Genomic DNA, 17,282 nt, shown 5'->3' with positions numbered 1-17,282 from the left:
CATATTGCGAAAGGTTCGATTCCATGTACTTCATCGCCATGGCCCTGGGCATGTTCGGCCCCCTCCTCGTCCCCACCGGCAGCTCCGACTGCTGGATGGACAGCACGGCCCCCGCCTGCTGGCCGCACTGACCCCGATTATCGAGACCTGTTGGGCGGCAGTCCCGCCCAACAGTCACATCGGGGGCGAAGGGAGTCTCGAGAACAATTGGGGCTCGGATGTTACGGTGGCGGGGTGATCTTCTCTAATGGAAAGGGCGCTGTGCGCCCCTGCCGGTGATCCCCGGCCAGTGGTCGGCCTTCGAGCTGTCGGATGGTCGGACCACTTTTCTTTCTCATGCCCTCGGTCTTGTGGCGTTGCACGGGTCTGGGCCGTGGCCGCAGGGCGGTAGGCCGCTTCCGGATGAGGGCGGTGGGGCTGGGTTTTTGAGTTCGACTGTGCTCGATGGGATTCGGACGCATCATGGCGGGGGCGGGGAGCCTCCTTCTGTTTCGGCGCTGGTCGATATGGTCGCGGCGGTGTTGGCGGACCCTGGGGTGGAAACGCTGGCTGCGTTGCACGATCTGCTCGCGGAACAGAATTCGCTGGATGTGGCCGATGGGCTGGTCGACGGGCTGCGGGGACTGGATTTTTCCGTCGCTGATCTGCGGGCCTTGGCGCGGTGGCTGGCCGAGCACGGGACTCGGCGGAATGCTGTGGCGCTCGGCATGGTCATGCTGGGGGTCGTGGGAGATGCGAGTGATCGGGAATTGCTCTTGCTTCTCGGCACTTTCGACGATCTGACCTTGTACGCGGTCATTGCGCTGGCCAAGACGCAGCCCGACAGAGAGCAGGCTATTTATTCTCTGGCTCGCCGGGTGGAGGGGTGGGGGCGCATCTACGCTGTCGAGCGCTTGCGGGGAACCCAGGACCCTGACATCAAGTCGTGGTTGCTGCGTTCGGGTTTCCGTAATGGCATCCTCGACCAGTACCTCGCCCATATCGCCGCCACTACAGGCGATCTCTATACGGCACTGCTCTCGCCGGCAGTGGACGCCGAGCTTCTCGACGGCGCCTCGGGCATCCTCGCCGCGCTCGCGGACCTGCACGGGCCGACCGCGGACATCCGGCACTATGTGGATGCCCTGCCGTGTATGGCTCGATTCGGCGAACTGATCGGCGCCGCACCTCCGAATCTCACCTACATCAGCACCGCGCGCGACCTGTTCGATGTGCTGAAAAGACCTCCCTCGGAGGCGGATTGGCCGGAAGAGCAGGTCACACGAGTCCTCGATCAGTACAGCGCGTTGCTGGCCCGCCCCGACTGGCGGCAACACGTTCGGACAGCACTCGACCATCCCGCCACACACGAATTCCGCCGTGCGCTCGCGTGCGCCGAGGCCGTGGGCATCGACGCGTTGTCGCATGCACTCGCCCGGATGCGGCAACCTCGGTACGACAGCTATATCTGGTGGTGGGCAGTCAGTCACGCCCCGGAATCCGAGCGCCCGCACCTGGTCCGACTTGCCCGCGAAGTGTTGCCCTTGGAGGAAATGGCCGTCGGGCCGGAACCGGGAAGGCTGATCGGGGCCTCCGACGAGGAAAGCGTTCTCGACTTTGTCCTGAGCTACCTCGGCGACTGCGACGCGGCCGAAGCCGACCTCCTGCCGCTGATAAAAACAGCACTCAGCACCACCGGCACGAGGCTGCGCGGCTTCGGTCTACGGACGCTGGCCAGCCGGTACGGTCCGGATCTTCCGGCCGCGGCCCGGGCCTGGGTACGAGACGCGGCCGCCGTCGAGCCGGACGAAGACCTTCGCGCGGAGTTCTTCGAACTACTGGAAGGCGCTGGGCGACCCGACGAGAAATAAATGGGATGCGGGGGTGGTGCGCTTGTGGTTACAGTGCTCGGCATGTGGCTGATTCTGTTCTCCTGAGCGCGCTTCGCTTCTGATGCCCCGCGGCCTTGGGTCGTGTTGTGGCTTTCCCGATTTTGGCCGGCGATCCACCGGTTGGTCGGTCACGCATATTTTAGGAGGACTCATGCCTGAGCGCTTTTCGCTGCCGGAAATTCCCTCGGAAAACCCTGTCGAGCAGCCGCTTTCGCGGCGGGAGCGGCGGGGGAAGAAGAACGGCAAGCAGCAGGTCGGCGGGGGGAAGGTGCACGATGCCGGTCGTGCGGCCGTGCCCGCTGCCAAGCACATGAATTATCGACGCGGATGACTGACGGCCCGTTGGGGTTCCGGGAACGGAAACCCAACGGCCGTTGGCGTGTCGGGTCAGCTGAGCCAGGCGCGGTGGGTGGCGGCGGTGCCGCGCACCTCTTCCAGCTGCTTGGCGACCTGGGTGCCGGCGGTGCCGCCGCGGGCATTGCGGGAGGCGATGGAGCCCTGGACGGTGAGGACCTCACGGACGGCCGGGGTGAGGGCCGGGTCGACGGCGGCGAACTCCGCGTCGGTCAGCTCGTCGAGACCGACGCCGCGAGCCTCGGCGGCGCGGACGCAGCCGCCCGCGGCCTCGTGGGCGACGCGGAACGGGACGCCTTGGCGGACAAGCCATTCGGCGATGTCGGTGGCGAGGGTGAAGCCCGCGGGAGCCAGCTCGGCCATGCGGTCGGTGTGGAAGGTCAGCGTCGAGACGAGCCCGGCGATGGCGGGCAGCAGCAACTCCAGCTGGGCGACCGAGTCGAAGACGGGTTCCTTGTCTTCCTGCAGGTCACGGTTGTAGGCCAGCGGCTGCGCCTTCAGGGTGGCGAGCAGGCCGGTGAGGTTGCCGATGAGCCGGCCGGCCTTGCCGCGAGTGAGCTCGGAGACGTCCGGGTTCTTCTTCTGCGGCATGATCGACGACCCGGTGGACCAGGCGTCGGCGAGGGTGATGTAGCCGAATTCCGGTGTGCTCCAGATGATCACCTCTTCGGCCATGCGGCTGAGGTCGACGGCGATCATGGCCAGCACGAACGCGGCCTCGGCGGCGAAGTCGCGGGAGGAGGTGGCGTCGATGGAGTTGGCGGCCGAGGAATCGAAATTCAGTTCCGCGGCGATGGCTTCCGGATCCAGGCCCAGCGAGGACCCCGCCAGCGCGCCGGAACCGTAGGGCGACACCGCGGCCCGCTTGTCGAAGTCGCGCAGCCGCTCGATATCGCGCAGCAGCGGATGCGCGTGCGCCAGCAGGTGATGCGCCAGCAGCACCGGCTGCGCGGCCTGCAGATGCGTCTTGCCGGGCATGACCGCGTCCGGATGCGCGGCAGCCTGCTCGGTGATCGCGTCGACCACGTCCAGCACACCGGAAGCGATGTGCCGCACCGCATCCCGCAACCACATGCGGAACAGTGTCGCCACCTGATCGTTGCGCGACCGTCCCGCGCGCAGCCGCCCGCCGAGCTCGGCGCCGACCCGATCGATCAGCCCGCGCTCGAGCGCACCGTGCACGTCCTCGTCGGACTCCAGCGGCCCGAACGCACCCGAGGCCACGTCCGCGGCAAGGGCATCCAGTCCGGCGAGCATGCCGGTCAGATCGTCCTGCGACAGCAGCCCGGCCTTGTGCAGCACGCGCGCATGGGCTTTGGAGGCGCGAATGTCGTAGGGAGCCAGCGCCCAGTCGAAGTGGGTCGATTTGCTCAGCGCCGCCATCGCCGCGGCGGGGCCGGACGCGAAGCGCCCACCCCACAGCGCGCCTTCATTGGTGCTGCCGCCCTGGGTCATTGCGTCTCGTCTCCTCGCGGTTTCGTCGCGGTCATCAGAATGTGTGCGCCCATCCCGTCCTTGGCCGCCGCGGGGACGCTACGGCCGTGGTCTTCGAGCAGGGCGACCGGGTCGCCCTCGGTCACCAGCCACCGGTGCATGGCGAACCAGTCGCGGGGGTCGTGGCGGTCCTCCCACGGATAGAACAGTTTTTCCAGGTCGATCTGGATTCCGGCCTCCGCCATGACCTTGCGCCGCCGTTCCCGGAATTCGTCGGACATGTCGCCGCCCCGGCCCAGATTCAACGCCATCCGGCTGCCGGGCGCGCTGAGCTCCAGCACCTGCTCGAGCAACCGGTTCTGCGCGTCACCGGGCAGATACCGCAGCAGGCCCTCCGCCAGCCAGGCGGTCGGCTCGCCAGCTTCGAAACCCTTGTCCAGCAGGGCGTTCGGCCAGTCCTGCCGCAGATCGACGGCCACCTCGCGCCGATCGGCGGCGGGCCGATCGTCGGCCAGCGCTCGCGCCTTGAAGGCCAGCACCTTCGGCTGGTCGAGCTCGAAAATCCTGGTGCCCGAAGGCCATTCGAGCCGGTAGGCGCGAGCGTCGAGACCGGCCGCCAGAATCACGAACTGCCGGATCCCCGCCCGCACCGCGGCGGCGAAGTATTCGTCGAAGTAGACCGTCCGGGCGATCAGCACGCTGCCCATCGACCAGCCGCGCAGATCGCCGTCGTCGGCGCTCTGCCCGCTCAGCGACCCCGACATGATCGCGTCCCAGCCCGGCGAGGCGACCGCGCTCACCAGCTTCGCCGCGTACGGATCCCGGAACAGGGCGTCCTCGCGAGGCGCGAATGGCGGCCACGCCGAGGGCCGTCGCGCCCACGCTCTCCGTGATGTCCCAACTGTCGTCATCGGTTCGCATGGGCGCGTCTCCTTCGGCCGAGGTCTCGGTCGCAGGCTACTACTTGCTGTTGAGGTCCCGGCGCGCCGCGACCTTGGACGACAGGCCGTGGATCTGCACGAAACCCTTGGCCAGCGACTGGTCGAAGGTGTCGCCCTCGTCGTAGGTGGCGAGGTTGAAGTCGTAGAGCGACTCGTCGGAGCGCCGGCCGTTGACGACCACGCTGCCGCCGTGCAGCACCATGCGGATCTCACCGGAGACGTGCTGCTGGGTGTCCTGCACGAAGGCGTCCAGCGCGCGCTTGAGCGGCGAGTACCACAGGCCGTCGTACACCAGCTCGCCCCAGCGCTGCTCGACCTGCCGCTTGTAGCGGCCCAGCTCGCGCTCGATGGTGACCGCTTCCATTTCCTGGTGCGCGGCGATCAGCGCGATGGCGCCCGGCGCCTCGTAGATCTCGCGCGACTTGATGCCCACCAGCCGGTCCTCGACCATGTCGAGGCGGCCCACGCCCTGCCGACCCGCGCGCTTGTTGAGCTCGGTGATGGCCTCGAGCATGGTGACCGGGCGGCCGTCGATGGCGACCGGAACACCCTTGTCGAAGGTGATGATGAGCTCGTCGGGCGCCTCGAAGTTGACGGTCGGGTCGACGGTGTAGTCGTAGACGTCCTTGGTCGGCGCGTTCCACAGATCCTCGAGGAACCCGGTCTCGACCGCACGGCCCCACAGGTTCTGGTCGATGGAGAACGGCGACTTCTTGCTCACGTTGATCGGCAGCTTGTTCTCGCCGGCGAACTCGATGGCCTTCTCACGGGTCCAGGCGTAGTCGCGGACCGGCGCGATGACCTTCAGGTCGGGCGCGAGCGCGCCGATGCCGACCTCGAAGCGAACCTGATCGTTGCCCTTGCCGGTGCAGCCGTGCGAAACGGTGTCGGCGCCGTGGTATTCGGCGGCCTCGACCAGGTGCTTGACGATCAGCGGCCGCGAGATGGCCGACACCAGCGGGTAACGGCCCATGTAGAGCGCGTTGGCCTGCACGGTCGGCAGGCAGTACTCGTTGGCGAACTCGTCACGAGCGTCCACGACGATGGACTCGACCGCGCCGCAGTCCAGCGCGCGCTGGCGCACGTCGTTCATGTCCTCGCCACCCTGGCCGAGATCGATGGCGACGGCGACGACCTCCGCGCCCGTCTCCTTGCCGATCCAGCTGATGGCGACAGAGGTGTCCAGCCCGCCGGAGTAGGCGAGTACGACGCGCTTCGTCATAGTCCGTGTGCTCCTCGATTGTGCGTATAGGTTCCGGGCCGGTGCGCTCGACTCGCGTGCCGTACCCGGCTCTGCGTGGCGCTCCGTCGTCCTGCAAATGATTATGCACGACGATGCAATCCCATTCATAACCGGGGTCCCGCCGGACCGAACCGACCGCCCCCATCCTTGCACCGAGACCGGCGCGGGAATACAGTACGGACGTACGGTTTGGGGACATCGAGCAGGATCGGAGCGGCCCATGTGGGATCCGGACAAGTACCTGGCGTTCGATGATTTGCGGGCGCGGCCGTTCTTCGACCTGGTGAATCGCGTGGGCGCGAGCAAGCCGCGGCGGGTGGCCGATCTGGGGTGCGGGCCCGGGAATCTGACCGTCACGCTGCGCGAGCGGTGGGCGGGGGCGGTGGTGGAGGCGTTCGATTCCTCGCCCGAAATGGTCGCCGCGGCAAGGGAACACGGCATCGACGCCACCGTCGCCGATGTGCGCGACTGGCAGCCCGCACCGGATACCGATGTGGTGGTGACCAATGCCGTGCTGCAGTGGGTGCCGGATCATCTTGCGCTGCTGCCGGGTTGGATCGCGGCGCTGCCGCCGGGAGCGTGGTTCGCTTTGCAGGTCCCCGGGAACTTCGACGCGCCTTCGCATCTCGCGATCCGGGAGCTGGTGGCGTCCGAAACCTGGCGTGGGCGGCTGGGTTCCGTGGCTCTGGTGCATCGGGAGTCGGTACCCGATCCCGCCGGCTACGCGGCGGTGCTGACCGCCGCGGGCTGCCGGGTGGACGCCTGGGAGACCACCTATCTGCAGCCGCTGACGGGAGCCGATCCGGTGCTCGAGTGGGTGACCGGCACGGCGCTGCGGCCGGTGCGCGACGCCCTCGACGAGAGCGACTGGCAGGATTTCCGCGCCGATCTCGCCCCGCTGCTGCGGGCCGCCTATCCCGAACAGGCCGACGGCACCACCTGGCTGCCCTTCCGCCGGGTCTTCGCGGTGGCGCACAAACAGCCCTGATTCGTGACGACCGGTCGGCACTGAATGCGACATTTCTCCGAAAATGCGCGCATCGGCAGGTTTCTCGATCACCGCGCGCCGGGCTGTGTCACTCTGAGATCACTACCCCCGCGCCAACCGGAGGAATCAGCCATGCTCTCGACCCTCGCTCAGAACGTCGGCACCCTCGGCCACGACATCCTGTCCATCGGCTCGGCCGCGTTGCAGTTCGCGCAGGATCTCATCACCTCGGGCGGCACCGGCCAGGGCGGCGGTGGCGCCTACCCGCCCGGCCAGTACCCGCTCAACTGAACCAGCTGATCACCCGCGAATCGGCGGTGGCATCCCCGGATGCCGCCGCCGATTCCTTTGTCCCGGTGGCTGTTCGGCCTCGGCCCGCCGCCGCATTCCGAAACATCACCGTATTCTCCCGGCTACCTCGAATTGCAAAGATGTCGGTCTGCCAGCAGGATGGCAACGCCCTGATCTTGGGGCGAAGATTTACCACGGAGGATTCGATGAAGTTGCGTATTGCTGGAGTTCTGGGCGCTGCCGCAGTGGCCGGGACGGTGGCGGTGCTCGTACCGGGAACCGCGCAGGCGGCGACCGGCACCCTGGTCTCCAATGGCCGGGTCCTGGTGAATCCGACGGGCTGCGTACGCATCAAGCTCACCGACGAGGACACCACCGTCGTTTCGAACGGCACCGATCAGACCGCCACCTTCTACGCCAGCATCGACTGCTCCGGCGACCCCATCGGCACGGTCGCCGCCGGCGCCGACGGCACGCCCCCGATGGCCGGCAGCTTCACCATCAACTGAGGCAGGCCCCGCGCGAATCGGCGGCGACATCACCCGATGTCGCCGCCGATCCCGTGCCGATAGCCGCGATCATCCTGCGGCGCAGTGCGATTCAGGCCAATTGTTCGATCTTGGCGGCCAGTTCGGCGCCGGTCATGGGCTCGCGGGCGATGACGGCGATGGTGTCGTCACCGGCGATGGTGCCGACCACTTCGGGCAGGGCGGCGCGGTCGAGGGCGCTGGCCAGGAAGTGGGCCGCGCCGGGCGGGGTGCGCAGCACGGCGATATTGCCGCTGGCGTCGGTGGAGACCAGCAGATCGCCCAGCAGTTTGGACAGGCGTTCGGTGCCGCCGGTGACACCGCGCACGGGGCTGCCGTCCTCGGGGACCACGTAGACGCCCGCGCCGCCGTCGGCCGCGCGCAGTTTCACCGCGCCGAGTTCGTCGAGATCCCGCGACAGGGTGGCCTGGGTGGTCTCGATCCCCTCGGCCGACAGCAGTACGGCCAGTTCGGATTGGCTGCGGACCTCGTGCTGCGAGAGGATCGCGACGATGCGGGCCTGCCGTCCGGCGCGGGTGCGCGCGATGGCCGCACCCGCCTTCCCGGACGCGACGGGAGCGCGACGTTCGCCGCTGCTCACCCCTCACCTCGCTCGAAACGCTCCAGCAGCCACACCAGCAGCGCCTTCTGCGCGTGCAGCCGGTTCTCGGCCTCGTCCCAGACCGCGCTGTGCGGGCCGTCGATGACCTCGTCGGTGATCTCCTCGCCGCGATGCGCCGGAAGGCAGTGCAGCACGGTCACATCCGCGGCGGCGCGCGCCAGCAGATCGGCGTTCACCTGGAAGGGCCGGAACGGCGCGACCCGGTCGCGGCCGTCGTTCTCCTGGCCCATCGAGGTCCACGAGTCGGTGACGAGGGCGTCCGCGCCCTCGACGGCGGCCTGCGGATCGTTGCTGACGACGATGCGCGTACCGGTCTCGGCGGCCCGCTTCTGCGCGGCCTCCACGATCCAGCCGAACGGCTCGAAACCCTCGGGCGCCGCGATGGTCACGTTCATGCCCGCGGTGATACCGCCGAGCATGAGCGAATGCGCCATATTGTTCGCGCCGTCGCCGAGGTAGACGAGGTTGCGTCCGCTCAGATCGGAGCCCTTGCGCTCCTTCAACGTCTGCAGATCCGCCAGCACCTGACAGGGGTGGAACTCGTTGGACAGCGCGTTGACCACGGGAACCGTTGCCGCCCCGGCCATTTCGTCCAGCCGCGCCTGCTCGAAGGTGCGCCACACGATGGCGTCGACGTAGCGCGACAGCACGCGGCCGGTATCGGCGAGGGTCTCCTCGCGCCCGAGCTGGGTGTCGCGCCCGTCGACCACGACCGCGTGCCCGCCCAGCTGCGCGATGCCCATCTCGAAGGAGAAACGCGTACGGGTGGAGTTCTTCTCGAACATGACCGCGACGCCGCGCGGCCCCGCCAGCGGCCGCCGCGACTGCGGCGCGGCCTTCAATTCCGCTGCCAGCGCGAGGATTTCGGCCTGTTCGGCGGGGGTGACGTCGTCGTCACGCAGGAAATGCCGGATGGTCACTTGGTCTCCTTCTGGGCCTGGGCGGCATCGAGGATGCCGGGCAGGTCGGACAGGAAGTTCTCGGCCTGGGTCTCGGTGAGCACCAGCGGCGGCGCGAGTCGAATCACGGTGGGCTTGGCGGGATTCAGCAGGTAGCCGGCCTCCCGCGCGACGGCGTCCACCTCGGCGGCGGCGTCGGCGGTGAGCTGGATGCCGATGAGCAGGCCCGCGCCCCGGACGTGATCGACCAGCGGGTGGTCGAGTTGCTCGATCCCGTCGACGAGAATCTTGCCCACCGTCTCCACGTGCGAGAGCAAACCCTCTTCGTCGATGGTCCGCAACACGGCGAGCGCCGCGGCCGCGCAGACGGGGTTGCCGCCGAAGGTGGTGCCGTGCATGCCGGGCTGCAGCAGCTCCGCCGCCGGGCCCTGCGCGAGCACGGCGCCGATGGGCAGGCCGCCGCCCAAACCCTTGGCCAGTGTGATGACATCGGGCACGATGCCCGACGCCTGATGGGCGTAGAACGCGCCGGTGCGCCCGATACCGGTCTGCACCTCGTCCAGGATCAGCAGTGCGCCTTGTTCTTTGGTGATGGCGCGCGCCTTGGCCAGGTAGTCGGCCGGCGGCACCACGACGCCGCTCTCACCCATGATGGGCTCGAGGAAGACCGCGGCGGTGTCCTTGTCGACGGCGGCGGCCAGCGCCAGCGCGTCACCGTAGGGCACGTGCACGACGCCGGCGGGCATCGGTTCGAAGGGGGCGCGCTTGGACGGCTGGCCGGTCAAAGCCAGTGCGCCCATGGTGCGTCCGTGGAACGCCTCCTCACAGGCGATGATCTTGGTGCGTCCGGTCAGCCGCGCCATCTTGAACGCGGCCTCGTTGGCCTCGGTGCCGGAGTTGCAGAAGAACGCCTTGCCGTTGCCGTCTCCGAAGTGGGCGAGCAGCCGCTCGGCGAGTTCGATGACGGGTTCGGACGCATACAGATTCGACACGTGCCCGAGCGTGCCCAGCTGCTGGGTGACCGCCGCCAGGATCGCCGGATGCGCGTGCCCGAGGCTGTTGACCGCGATGCCGCCCAGGAAATCCAGGTAGCGCTTGCCGTCGGCGTCGTAGACCACCGCACCCGCGCCGCGCACCAGCGCCACCTTCGGGGTGCCGTAGTTGTTCATCAACGCGGTCGACCACCGCTGCTGAATATCGGCTGTGCTCATGCTTCCACCTCGCTGGCGCTCGGCTCCAGCACGAGCACACTCGTGGCTGTGTTCATTTCCCGCTCGCTACGCTCGCTCATGCTTCCACCTCGCTGGCGCTCGGCTCCAGCACGAGCACACTCGTGGCTGTGTTCATTTTCCGCTCGCTACGCTCGCTCATGAGATCTCCTGTGCGGGGGTGACCATCGTGCCGATGCCCTCCCCGGTGAACAGTTCCAGCAGGACCGAATGCGCGACCCGGCCGTCGATGACGTGCGCGGTCGGCACCCCGCCCTCGACGGCGCGCAGGCACGCCTCCATCTTGGGGACCATGCCCTCGTCCAGCGACGGCAGCAGTTTCGCGAGTTCGTCGGTGTCGATGCGGGTGGTCAGCGACGACCGGTCGGGCCAATTCGTGTACAGGCCCTCGACATCGGTGAGAATGACCAGTTTCTCCGCGCCTATGCCCTCGGCCAGCGCAGCGGCGGCGGTATCGGCATTGATGTTGTGCACCACGCCGTCCGCGTCCGGCGCGATGGTGGACACCACCGGAATCCGGCCCGCCGCAATGAGATCCAGCACCGCGGACGGCTCCACCGAGGTGACGTCGCCGACCAGGCCGATATCGGTGGCCTCCCCATCGACCAGCACACTGCGCCGGGTGGCGGTGAACAGGTGCGCGTCCTCGCCGGAGATGCCGACCGCGTACGGCCCGTGAGCGTTGATGAGCCCCACCAGTTCCCGGCCCACCTGCCCGAACAGCACCATCCGCACCACGTCCATGACCTCGGGCGTGGTGACCCGGAACCCGCCGCGGAACTCACCGGTCATGCCGAGCTTCTTCAGCATCGCCGAGATCTGCGGGCCGCCGCCGTGCACCACCACCGGGTGCACGCCGACCGTGCGCAGAAACGCCATATCGGCCGCGAACGCCCGCTTGAGCTCGTCGTCGATCATGGCGTTGCCGCCGTACTTCACGACCACGATCTTGTCGCGGAACTTCTGCAGCCACGGCAGCGCGTCGGCGAGGACGTGCGCCTTCTCCAACGCCGAAAGCCGTTTCAGCACATCGCTCATGAGCTGTAGGCCGAGTTCTCTTCGACATAGCCGTGCGAGAGGTCGGTGGTGCGCACGGTGGCCTCGCCGTCACCGAGATTCAACTCGACCAGCACCTGGATGTCGGGTCCCGACAGGTCCACCTCGCGGGCTCCCGGCGCACCCGCGCCGTCGACGCACACCGGAGATCCGTTGAACGACACCGACACCCGGTTGGGGTCGAGTTCGATGGGCGCGATGCCGATCGAGGCCAGCACGCGACCCCAGTTCGGATCCGAACCGAAGAACGCGGTCTTCACCAGGCTGTCGCGCGCGATCGCCCGCGCCCCGATGAGCGCTTCGTCTTCGCTGACAGCGCCTTTCACGGTGATGTGCACCCGCTTGGTGACGCCTTCGGCGTCGCTCATCAGCTGCTCGGCCAGATCGTCGCAAACCGCGAGCACGGCCGCGTTCAGATCGGCCTGGCTCGGCGTCACCCCGGACGCGCCGTTGGCCAGCAGCAGCACCGTGTCGTTGGTGGAGCAGGACCCGTCCACATCGAGCCGGTCGAACGTGTAGCCGGTCGCGTTGCGCAGCGCCTCGTCCAACTGCGCGGGCGTGGCCACCACATCGGTGGTCAGCACGACGAGCATGGTGGCCAGCGACGGCGCGAGCATGCCCGCGCCCTTGGCCATGCCGCCCACGTTCCACTTGTCCCGATGATGGAACGCCGCCTCTTTCGGCACGGTGTCGGTGGTCATGATGGCCCGGGCCGCCTCCGCGCCGCCCTGCAGCCCGCCGCCCATCTCGTGCACGATCTCGGTGACGGCCGGGATCAGCTTGTCCATCGGCAGCCGGTCGCCGATCAAACCGGTGGAGCAGACCGCGATCTCGCCCGCGCCGGTCTCGGTTCCCCAGTTGCTCAACGCCTTCGCCAGTTCCTCGGCGGTGGCGTGGGTGTCCTGGAAGCCGCCCGGACCGGTACAGGCGTTCGCGCCACCGGAATTGAGGATGACCGCGCGCAGCCGCCCGCCGGTCAGCACCTGCTGCGACCACAGCACCGGCGCCGCCTTGACCTTGTTGCGGGTGAACACGCCCGCCGCCGCGTAGTCGGGGCCCTCGTTGAACACCAGCGCCAGGTCCGGCTTGCCGGACTTCTTGATGCCCGCCGCGATGCCCGCGGCCCGGAATCCCAGCGGTGCGGTGACGCCCTGGGTCCGCACCAGCTTGCCGTCGTCGATTGTCACGGTGCCACTCCTACGGTGGAAAGTCCTGCGGTCTCGTCGATGCCGAGAGCCAGATTCATCGATTGCACCGCGGCGCCCGCGGTGCCCTTGGTCAGGTTGTCGATCGCGCCGATCACCACCAGCAGTCCGGCGTCGGCGTCCACGGTCACCTGGAGGGTGACGGCATTGGAGCCCAGCACCGAACCGGTCTGCGGCAGTACGCCTTCGGGCAGCAGGTGCACGAAAGGCTCGTCGGCGTAAGCCTTCTCGTAGACGGCGCGCGCGGTGGCGGCGTCCACGGTGGTGGGTGCGGTGCAGGTGGCGAGGATGCCGCGCGGCAGCGGGGCCAGCACCGGGGTGAAGGACACACGCACGTCCGTCCCGTCGGCGGCGGCCTTCAGGTTCTGCGCGATCTCCGGGGTGTGCCGGTGCGCGCCGGCGATGCCGTAGGCGCGCAGCGAGCCCATCACCTCCGAACCCAGCAGGCCCACATCGAGTTTGCGGCCCGCGCCCGAGGTGCCGCTCACGGCGACCACGTTCACTCGCGGCTCGACGATCCCGGCCGCGACGGCCGGGGCCAGCGCCAGGCTCGACACCGTCGGATAGCAACCGGGCACCGCGATCCGGGTGGCGCCGCGCAACCGGTCACGCCCGCCGGGCAATTCGGGCAGGCCGTAGGGCCAGCTGCCCGCGTGCGGGCTGCCATAATACTTCTCCCACGCGGCGGCGTCGGTGAGCCGGAAGTCCGCGCCGCAGTCGATGACGATCGTGGACTCCGGCAACGCGGTGGCGATCGCCGCGGACTGCCCGTGCGGCAGGCCCAGGAACACCACGTCGTGACCCGCCAGCTGTTCGACGGTGGTGGGCGCGAGCACCCGGTCGGCCAACGGCAGCAGGTGTGGCTGCAGCTCACCGAGGGTGGCGCCGGCATTGGAGCCCGCGGTCAGCGCCCCGATCTCGAGGCGCCCGCTTCGGTAGGCTGGGTGACCGAGCAGCAGTCGCAGCACTTCACCGCCCGCGTAGCCGCTCGCGCCGGCTACCGCGACCCGCAGGGGCCCGTTCGAGACATCCACCATGTGATGATTATGCACGACTGTGCAAGCTCATTCACAACCGGGCGGAAATCTGACAGCGAGCGCCGCTTACGGCACACTCGACAGCGCCATGTACGACGACGCCACCCAACCGCTGCCGGTCGTCGGCCCCGCCGCGGGCCGCAGCCGCCGCGCACCGGAGACGCCCACCCCGACTCCCCGCCGGTCGCGACGTGCCGAGCCGGCTTCGACCGGCCGGCGCGCGGGCAAGCGGCGCGCGGAAGACAAGCCCGGCAAGCCCGCGCGCACCCCCGCGCAGCGCGAGCGCGACCGCCGGCTGCGCATCGCCGGCCGCGGGATCACCGCACTGGTGGCCGCCGGCGTGATCGGTATCACCGGCATGGTCTGGTACGGCCGCATGGATTTCGATCAAGGCTTCGTCCGTTCCGGGGCGATCGCCCCCGAGGACGTCAACCTCGACGGCGATATCAATATGTTGCTCATCGGTCTGGATACCCGAAAAGACCTGGACGGCAACGACCTACCCAAGGCGATCCTCGACCAGCTGCACGCCGGTGACGGCTCGGAGGGCGGCTACAACGCCAATTCGCTCATCCTGGTGCACATTCCGAAGGATCTGAAGCACATCATCGCGTTCTCCATCCCGCGCGACGACTACGTACCGGTACAGGGCATTCCGGGCTACGACCACGCAAAGATCAAGGAGTCCTACGGTCTCAAGAAGTACGACACCGAGGAGAAGCTCAAGGCCAAGGGCATGGCCGAGGGTCCGGAACTGGAGCGTCAGGGCCGAGAAGCCGGGCGCGCCAGCATCGTCCAGACCGTGAAGGCGCTCACCGGCGTGCCGATCAACCGGTTCGCGGAGATCTCGCTGGCCGGTTTCTACGATCTGGCGACCGCGCTGGGCGGCGTAGACGTCTGTCTCAATCACGCCGTGGACGACAGCTATTACTCCGGCGCGCAGTTCCCGGCCGGGCCGCAGCACCTCGACGGCTCCGACGCACTGGCGTTCGTGCGCCAGCGCCACGGCCTCGAGAACGGCGACCTCGACCGCACCCACCGGCAGCAGGCGTTCCTCACCTCGGTCGCCAATTCCATGAAGAGCTCTGGCACGCTGGCCAATCCGGGCCGGCTCAAGGCGCTCATGGACGCCGCGCACAAGGACGTGGTGCTGTCGGACGGCTGGAACCTCACCGACTTCGCCACCACGCTGGGCCGCGCGGAATCGCCGACCGTGGAGTTCCGCACGCTGCCGGTGCTGCGCTACGACAATATCGACGGCCAGGACGTGAACATCATCGATCCGGTCGCGATCAAGAAGACGGTGCGCCAGGCGTTCGGCGTCTCCACCCAGGCCGCGCCCAGCACCCCGGTGACCGCCCCCACCTCGACGCTGGACGTCGCCAATGCCAGCGGCACCCCCGGACAAGCCGCCAAGGTGTCGAAGCTGTTGACCGCCAAGGGTTTCCCGGCCGGCGACGTAAGCAACGCCACCTACGCCGACGGCACCACCTCGACCATCTACTACGGCACCGGCGCCGACACCGACGCCAAGCAGCTGTCGGAGATGTTCGGCGGCATCCCGGTGAGCCCCTCGACGCTGCTGTCCTCGGGCCACGTCAAACTGGTGGTGGGCAGCGATCTGGACCTCACCACACTGGATCCCACCAGCGCCACCACCACGCCGGTGCCGACCACGACCGCCGGATCGTCGACGAGCGCGGCCACCTCCGACGCCGCCACCTCCGACGCACCCGACTCCGGGAAACCGGTCACCACCCAGATCGGCTCGAAGATCCCCTGCGTCAACTGATTCCGCCGAGGAGCGACGCCATGACCAAGACCGAGCTCTTTCGCAGTCTGCACCACGGCGCACGGCCGCTGGTGCTGCCCAATGCCTGGGACTACGGGTCGGCCGCCCTGTTGGCCGAGGCCGGGTTCGCGGCGGTCGGCACCACCAGTCTCGGGGTAGCCGCCGCGGCGGGGCTGCCGGACGGGACGGCGGCGACGCGCGACGAAACGCTCACGCTGGCACGGCGACTGGGCCGATTGCCGATTCCGGTGACGGTGGATGTCGAGGGCGGGTTCAGCACCGACCCGGGTGAGGTGGCGCGGTTCTGCGCCGAACTGGCCGCGGCGGGGATCGCGGGCATCAACCTCGAGGACAGCCGAGCCAATGCGGGGCTGGCCGATCCGGTGGCGCACGGCGAGGTGATCGCGGCCGTGAAGTCCACGGCGCCGGAGCTTTTCGTCAACGCGCGCACCGATACCCACTGGCTGGGCCTGGAGGTGGATTCCACGCTCGCGCGGGTCCAGCATTACGAGAAGTGCGGCGCGGACGGCGTTTTCGTGCCCGGGCTCACCGATGCCGACGGTATCCGTGCGCTCACCGCGGCGACGACCGTCCCGCTGAACGTGCTGTTCTCCCCCGCCGGACCGGCCGTGGCCGAGCTGGCGGAACTCGGCGTGCGGCGGATCAGCACCGGGTCGCTGCTGTATCGGGCGGCCCTGGCGGCGGCGGTGCACACGGCTGAATCGGTCGCGCACGACCATCAGCTGGTCGGCGAGATCCCCTCCTACGCAACGATTCAGCGGCTGCTCGAGACCTAGCGTTCGAGGGCGCGGGTCAGCTCGGCGGTGTGCAGCTTGTCGGGATTGCGGATGGCGTACAGCGCGGTGACGCGGCCGCCGGTGATCTCGATCAGCTCCACCGTGTCGAGTCGCCCGTCCAGGCCGCGCAGCAGCACCGCGGGCAGCGCGTTGTAGGTGCCGAGTTCGACGGTCATGTCCCCCAGCAGCTTTCGAGCCAAGCCGAGCAGGTAGCCGGCGACCCGCTGCGCGCCCACGACCGGGTGACGTGCCGCGTGGACCCTGCCGCCGCCGTCGGAGATCTGCACGACATCGGGGGCCAGCACCTCCATCAGGGTGGCCACGTCCCCCGTCCGCGCGGCCCGCAGGAAGGTGCCGATCACCGCGCGGCTGGTGTCGGAGTCGGGTTCGAAGCGTTTACGCCGCTCGCGCACGTGCGCGCGGGCGCGGTGCGCGATCTGGCGCACGGTGGCATCGGATTTGCCGACCATCTCGGCGATCTCGACCATGCTGTGCCCGAACACCTCCGCGAGCACGAACACCGCCCGCTCGGTCGGGCCGAGGGTTTCCAGCACCAACAGCATGGCCATGGACACCGATTCGGCCAGCAGCACATCGTGACTGGCGTCGGATTCGGTGCGCACGGGTTCGGGCAGCCAGCTGCCCACGTACTCCTCGCGGCGACGGCGCACGGTGCGCAGCTGGTTGAGCGCCTGCCGGGTGACGATCTGGGTGAGGTAGGCACGCGGGTGCCGCACCTGCGCCGGATCGGTGGCGCGCCAGCGCAGATAGCTGTCCTGCACCACGTCCTCGGCATCGGCGGCGCTGCCGAGCATTTCGTAGGCGATGGTGAACAGCAGTGGCCGCAGCCGGTCGAAGGCGTCCACCTCGTCGCGGGGACCGGATTCCGTGCCTGCGGTCATGATCGAAGCCTAGCCACGGCGAACCGGACATCACCACCACAAGCCACCACGTCGATTCACTGGACACCCTGTACAGTCATCCGAAACGATCATC

17 protein-coding genes are annotated in these 17,282 nt (G+C 68.6%); 7 read left to right on the top strand and 10 right to left on the bottom strand.

Annotation, left to right across the window (positions count from 1 at the left end; translation table 11 throughout):
- The first annotated feature begins 437 nt into the window (after positions 1–437).
- The gene (locus D7D52_RS22610; RefSeq protein WP_162958484.1) at positions 438–1,850 is read left to right on the top strand and encodes a hypothetical protein; all 1,413 of its coding nucleotides are present in this window, start codon (positions 438–440) and stop codon (positions 1,848–1,850) included.
- A gap of 172 nt (positions 1,851–2,022) precedes the next feature.
- Positions 2,023–2,202, top strand: coding sequence for a hypothetical protein (locus D7D52_RS37930; protein ID WP_162958483.1), 180 nt, complete (start codon positions 2,023–2,025; stop codon positions 2,200–2,202).
- A 56-nt stretch (positions 2,203–2,258) separates the two neighbouring features.
- On the opposite strand, the gene argH is transcribed toward D7D52_RS37930, so the two are convergent.
- From argH to D7D52_RS22595, 3 genes are all read right to left on the bottom strand, one after another.
- Positions 2,259–3,680: an argininosuccinate lyase gene (argH, locus tag D7D52_RS22605; RefSeq protein ID WP_120739407.1), complete on the bottom strand. Its 1,422-nt coding sequence runs from the start codon at positions 3,678–3,680 to the stop codon at positions 2,259–2,261.
- A complete protein-coding gene (locus D7D52_RS22600; RefSeq protein ID WP_246023226.1) occupies positions 3,677–4,459 on the bottom strand; it encodes an SAM-dependent methyltransferase in 783 nt (260 codons plus the stop codon). The genes argH and D7D52_RS22600 overlap by 4 nt, the downstream gene beginning before the upstream one ends.
- A 160-nt stretch (positions 4,460–4,619) precedes the next feature.
- Positions 4,620–5,822, bottom strand: a complete 1,203-nt coding sequence (locus D7D52_RS22595; RefSeq protein ID WP_120739405.1) for an argininosuccinate synthase — start codon at positions 5,820–5,822, stop codon at positions 4,620–4,622.
- 241 nt (positions 5,823–6,063) lie between these two features.
- Between D7D52_RS22595 and D7D52_RS22590 the strand changes: the two genes are divergently transcribed.
- From D7D52_RS22590 to D7D52_RS22585, 3 genes are all read left to right on the top strand, one after another.
- Positions 6,064–6,831 carry a trans-aconitate 2-methyltransferase gene (locus D7D52_RS22590; protein WP_120739403.1) on the top strand — a complete coding sequence of 256 codons (768 nt, stop codon included), beginning with the start codon at positions 6,064–6,066 and terminating at the stop codon, positions 6,829–6,831.
- Between the two features lie 132 nt (positions 6,832–6,963).
- Positions 6,964–7,122: a hypothetical protein gene (locus tag D7D52_RS37925; RefSeq protein WP_162958482.1), complete on the top strand. Its 159-nt coding sequence runs from the start codon at positions 6,964–6,966 to the stop codon at positions 7,120–7,122.
- A 206-nt stretch (positions 7,123–7,328) separates the two neighbouring features.
- Positions 7,329–7,631 (top strand): hypothetical protein, encoded by a 303-nt coding sequence (locus tag D7D52_RS22585; protein WP_162958481.1) that lies wholly within the window; start codon positions 7,329–7,331, stop codon positions 7,629–7,631.
- Positions 7,632–7,722: 91 nt separating this feature from the next.
- Here D7D52_RS22585 and D7D52_RS22580 read toward each other — a convergent pair whose 3' ends face one another.
- The 6 genes from D7D52_RS22580 to argC all read right to left on the bottom strand — a co-directional run bounded on the left by D7D52_RS22580 (position 7,723) and on the right by argC (position 13,697).
- Positions 7,723–8,250 carry an arginine repressor gene (locus D7D52_RS22580; RefSeq protein WP_281279120.1) on the bottom strand — a complete coding sequence of 176 codons (528 nt, stop codon included), beginning with the start codon at positions 8,248–8,250 and terminating at the stop codon, positions 7,723–7,725.
- On the bottom strand, positions 8,247–9,191 hold the full coding sequence (gene argF / locus D7D52_RS22575) for an ornithine carbamoyltransferase (protein ID WP_120739398.1): 945 nt from the start codon (positions 9,189–9,191) through the stop codon (positions 8,247–8,249). Before argF ends, D7D52_RS22580 begins: the two co-directional genes overlap by 4 nt.
- Complete coding sequence (locus D7D52_RS22570; RefSeq protein ID WP_120739396.1) at positions 9,188–10,381, bottom strand: acetylornithine transaminase; 1,194 nt, start codon at positions 10,379–10,381, stop codon at positions 9,188–9,190. Before D7D52_RS22570 ends, argF begins: the two co-directional genes overlap by 4 nt.
- A 156-nt stretch (positions 10,382–10,537) precedes the next feature.
- Positions 10,538–11,437, bottom strand: coding sequence for an acetylglutamate kinase (gene argB / locus D7D52_RS22565; protein ID WP_120739394.1), 900 nt, complete (start codon positions 11,435–11,437; stop codon positions 10,538–10,540).
- Positions 11,434–12,642, bottom strand: coding sequence for a bifunctional glutamate N-acetyltransferase/amino-acid acetyltransferase ArgJ (argJ, locus tag D7D52_RS22560; RefSeq protein ID WP_120739392.1), 1,209 nt, complete (start codon positions 12,640–12,642; stop codon positions 11,434–11,436). The genes argB and argJ overlap by 4 nt, the downstream gene beginning before the upstream one ends.
- Positions 12,639–13,697: an N-acetyl-gamma-glutamyl-phosphate reductase gene (argC, locus tag D7D52_RS22555; RefSeq protein WP_120739390.1), complete on the bottom strand. Its 1,059-nt coding sequence runs from the start codon at positions 13,695–13,697 to the stop codon at positions 12,639–12,641. The genes argJ and argC overlap by 4 nt, the downstream gene beginning before the upstream one ends.
- 88 nt (positions 13,698–13,785) lie before the next feature.
- Here argC and D7D52_RS22550 point away from each other — a divergent pair, with 88 nt between their 5' ends.
- Together D7D52_RS22550 and D7D52_RS22545 are read left to right on the top strand one after the other, a co-directional pair.
- Complete coding sequence (locus D7D52_RS22550; RefSeq protein ID WP_120739388.1) at positions 13,786–15,489, top strand: LCP family protein; 1,704 nt, start codon at positions 13,786–13,788, stop codon at positions 15,487–15,489.
- A gap of 20 nt (positions 15,490–15,509) precedes the next feature.
- A complete protein-coding gene (locus D7D52_RS22545) occupies positions 15,510–16,286 on the top strand; it encodes an isocitrate lyase/PEP mutase family protein (protein WP_120739386.1) in 777 nt (258 codons plus the stop codon).
- Here D7D52_RS22545 and D7D52_RS22540 read toward each other — a convergent pair.
- Positions 16,283–17,188: an RNA polymerase sigma-70 factor gene (locus tag D7D52_RS22540; protein ID WP_120739384.1), complete on the bottom strand. Its 906-nt coding sequence runs from the start codon at positions 17,186–17,188 to the stop codon at positions 16,283–16,285. The two genes, D7D52_RS22545 and D7D52_RS22540, sit on opposite strands and share 4 nt — an antisense overlap.
- Positions 17,189–17,282: the final 94 nt, after the last annotated feature.

The sequence above is a fragment of the Nocardia yunnanensis genome, from assembly GCF_003626895.1.
GTDB classification, from domain to species: domain Bacteria; phylum Actinomycetota; class Actinomycetes; order Mycobacteriales; family Mycobacteriaceae; genus Nocardia; species Nocardia yunnanensis.
The sequence above is the reverse complement of the archived record's forward strand: the minus strand, read 5'-3'. Positions and strand labels throughout refer to the sequence as shown.

Coding starts and splice junctions, on each gene's coding strand:
- argH (WP_120739407.1), bottom strand. CDS start 3,680: ATGACCCAGGGCGGCAGCACCAATGAAGGCGCGCTGTGGGGTGGGCGC.
- D7D52_RS22590 (WP_120739403.1), top strand. CDS start 6,064: ATGTGGGATCCGGACAAGTACCTGGCGTTCGATGATTTGCGGGCGCGG.
- D7D52_RS22550 (WP_120739388.1), top strand. CDS start 13,786: ATGTACGACGACGCCACCCAACCGCTGCCGGTCGTCGGCCCCGCCGCG.
- argB (WP_120739394.1), bottom strand. CDS start 11,437: ATGAGCGATGTGCTGAAACGGCTTTCGGCGTTGGAGAAGGCGCACGTC.
- D7D52_RS22545 (WP_120739386.1), top strand. CDS start 15,510: ATGACCAAGACCGAGCTCTTTCGCAGTCTGCACCACGGCGCACGGCCG.
- argC (WP_120739390.1), bottom strand. CDS start 13,697: ATGGTGGATGTCTCGAACGGGCCCCTGCGGGTCGCGGTAGCCGGCGCG.
- D7D52_RS22585 (WP_162958481.1), top strand. CDS start 7,329: ATGAAGTTGCGTATTGCTGGAGTTCTGGGCGCTGCCGCAGTGGCCGGG.
- D7D52_RS22595 (WP_120739405.1), bottom strand. CDS start 5,822: ATGACGAAGCGCGTCGTACTCGCCTACTCCGGCGGGCTGGACACCTCT.
- D7D52_RS22540 (WP_120739384.1), bottom strand. CDS start 17,188: ATGACCGCAGGCACGGAATCCGGTCCCCGCGACGAGGTGGACGCCTTC.
- D7D52_RS37930 (WP_162958483.1), top strand. CDS start 2,023: ATGCCTGAGCGCTTTTCGCTGCCGGAAATTCCCTCGGAAAACCCTGTC.
- D7D52_RS37925 (WP_162958482.1), top strand. CDS start 6,964: ATGCTCTCGACCCTCGCTCAGAACGTCGGCACCCTCGGCCACGACATC.
- D7D52_RS22570 (WP_120739396.1), bottom strand. CDS start 10,381: ATGAGCACAGCCGATATTCAGCAGCGGTGGTCGACCGCGTTGATGAAC.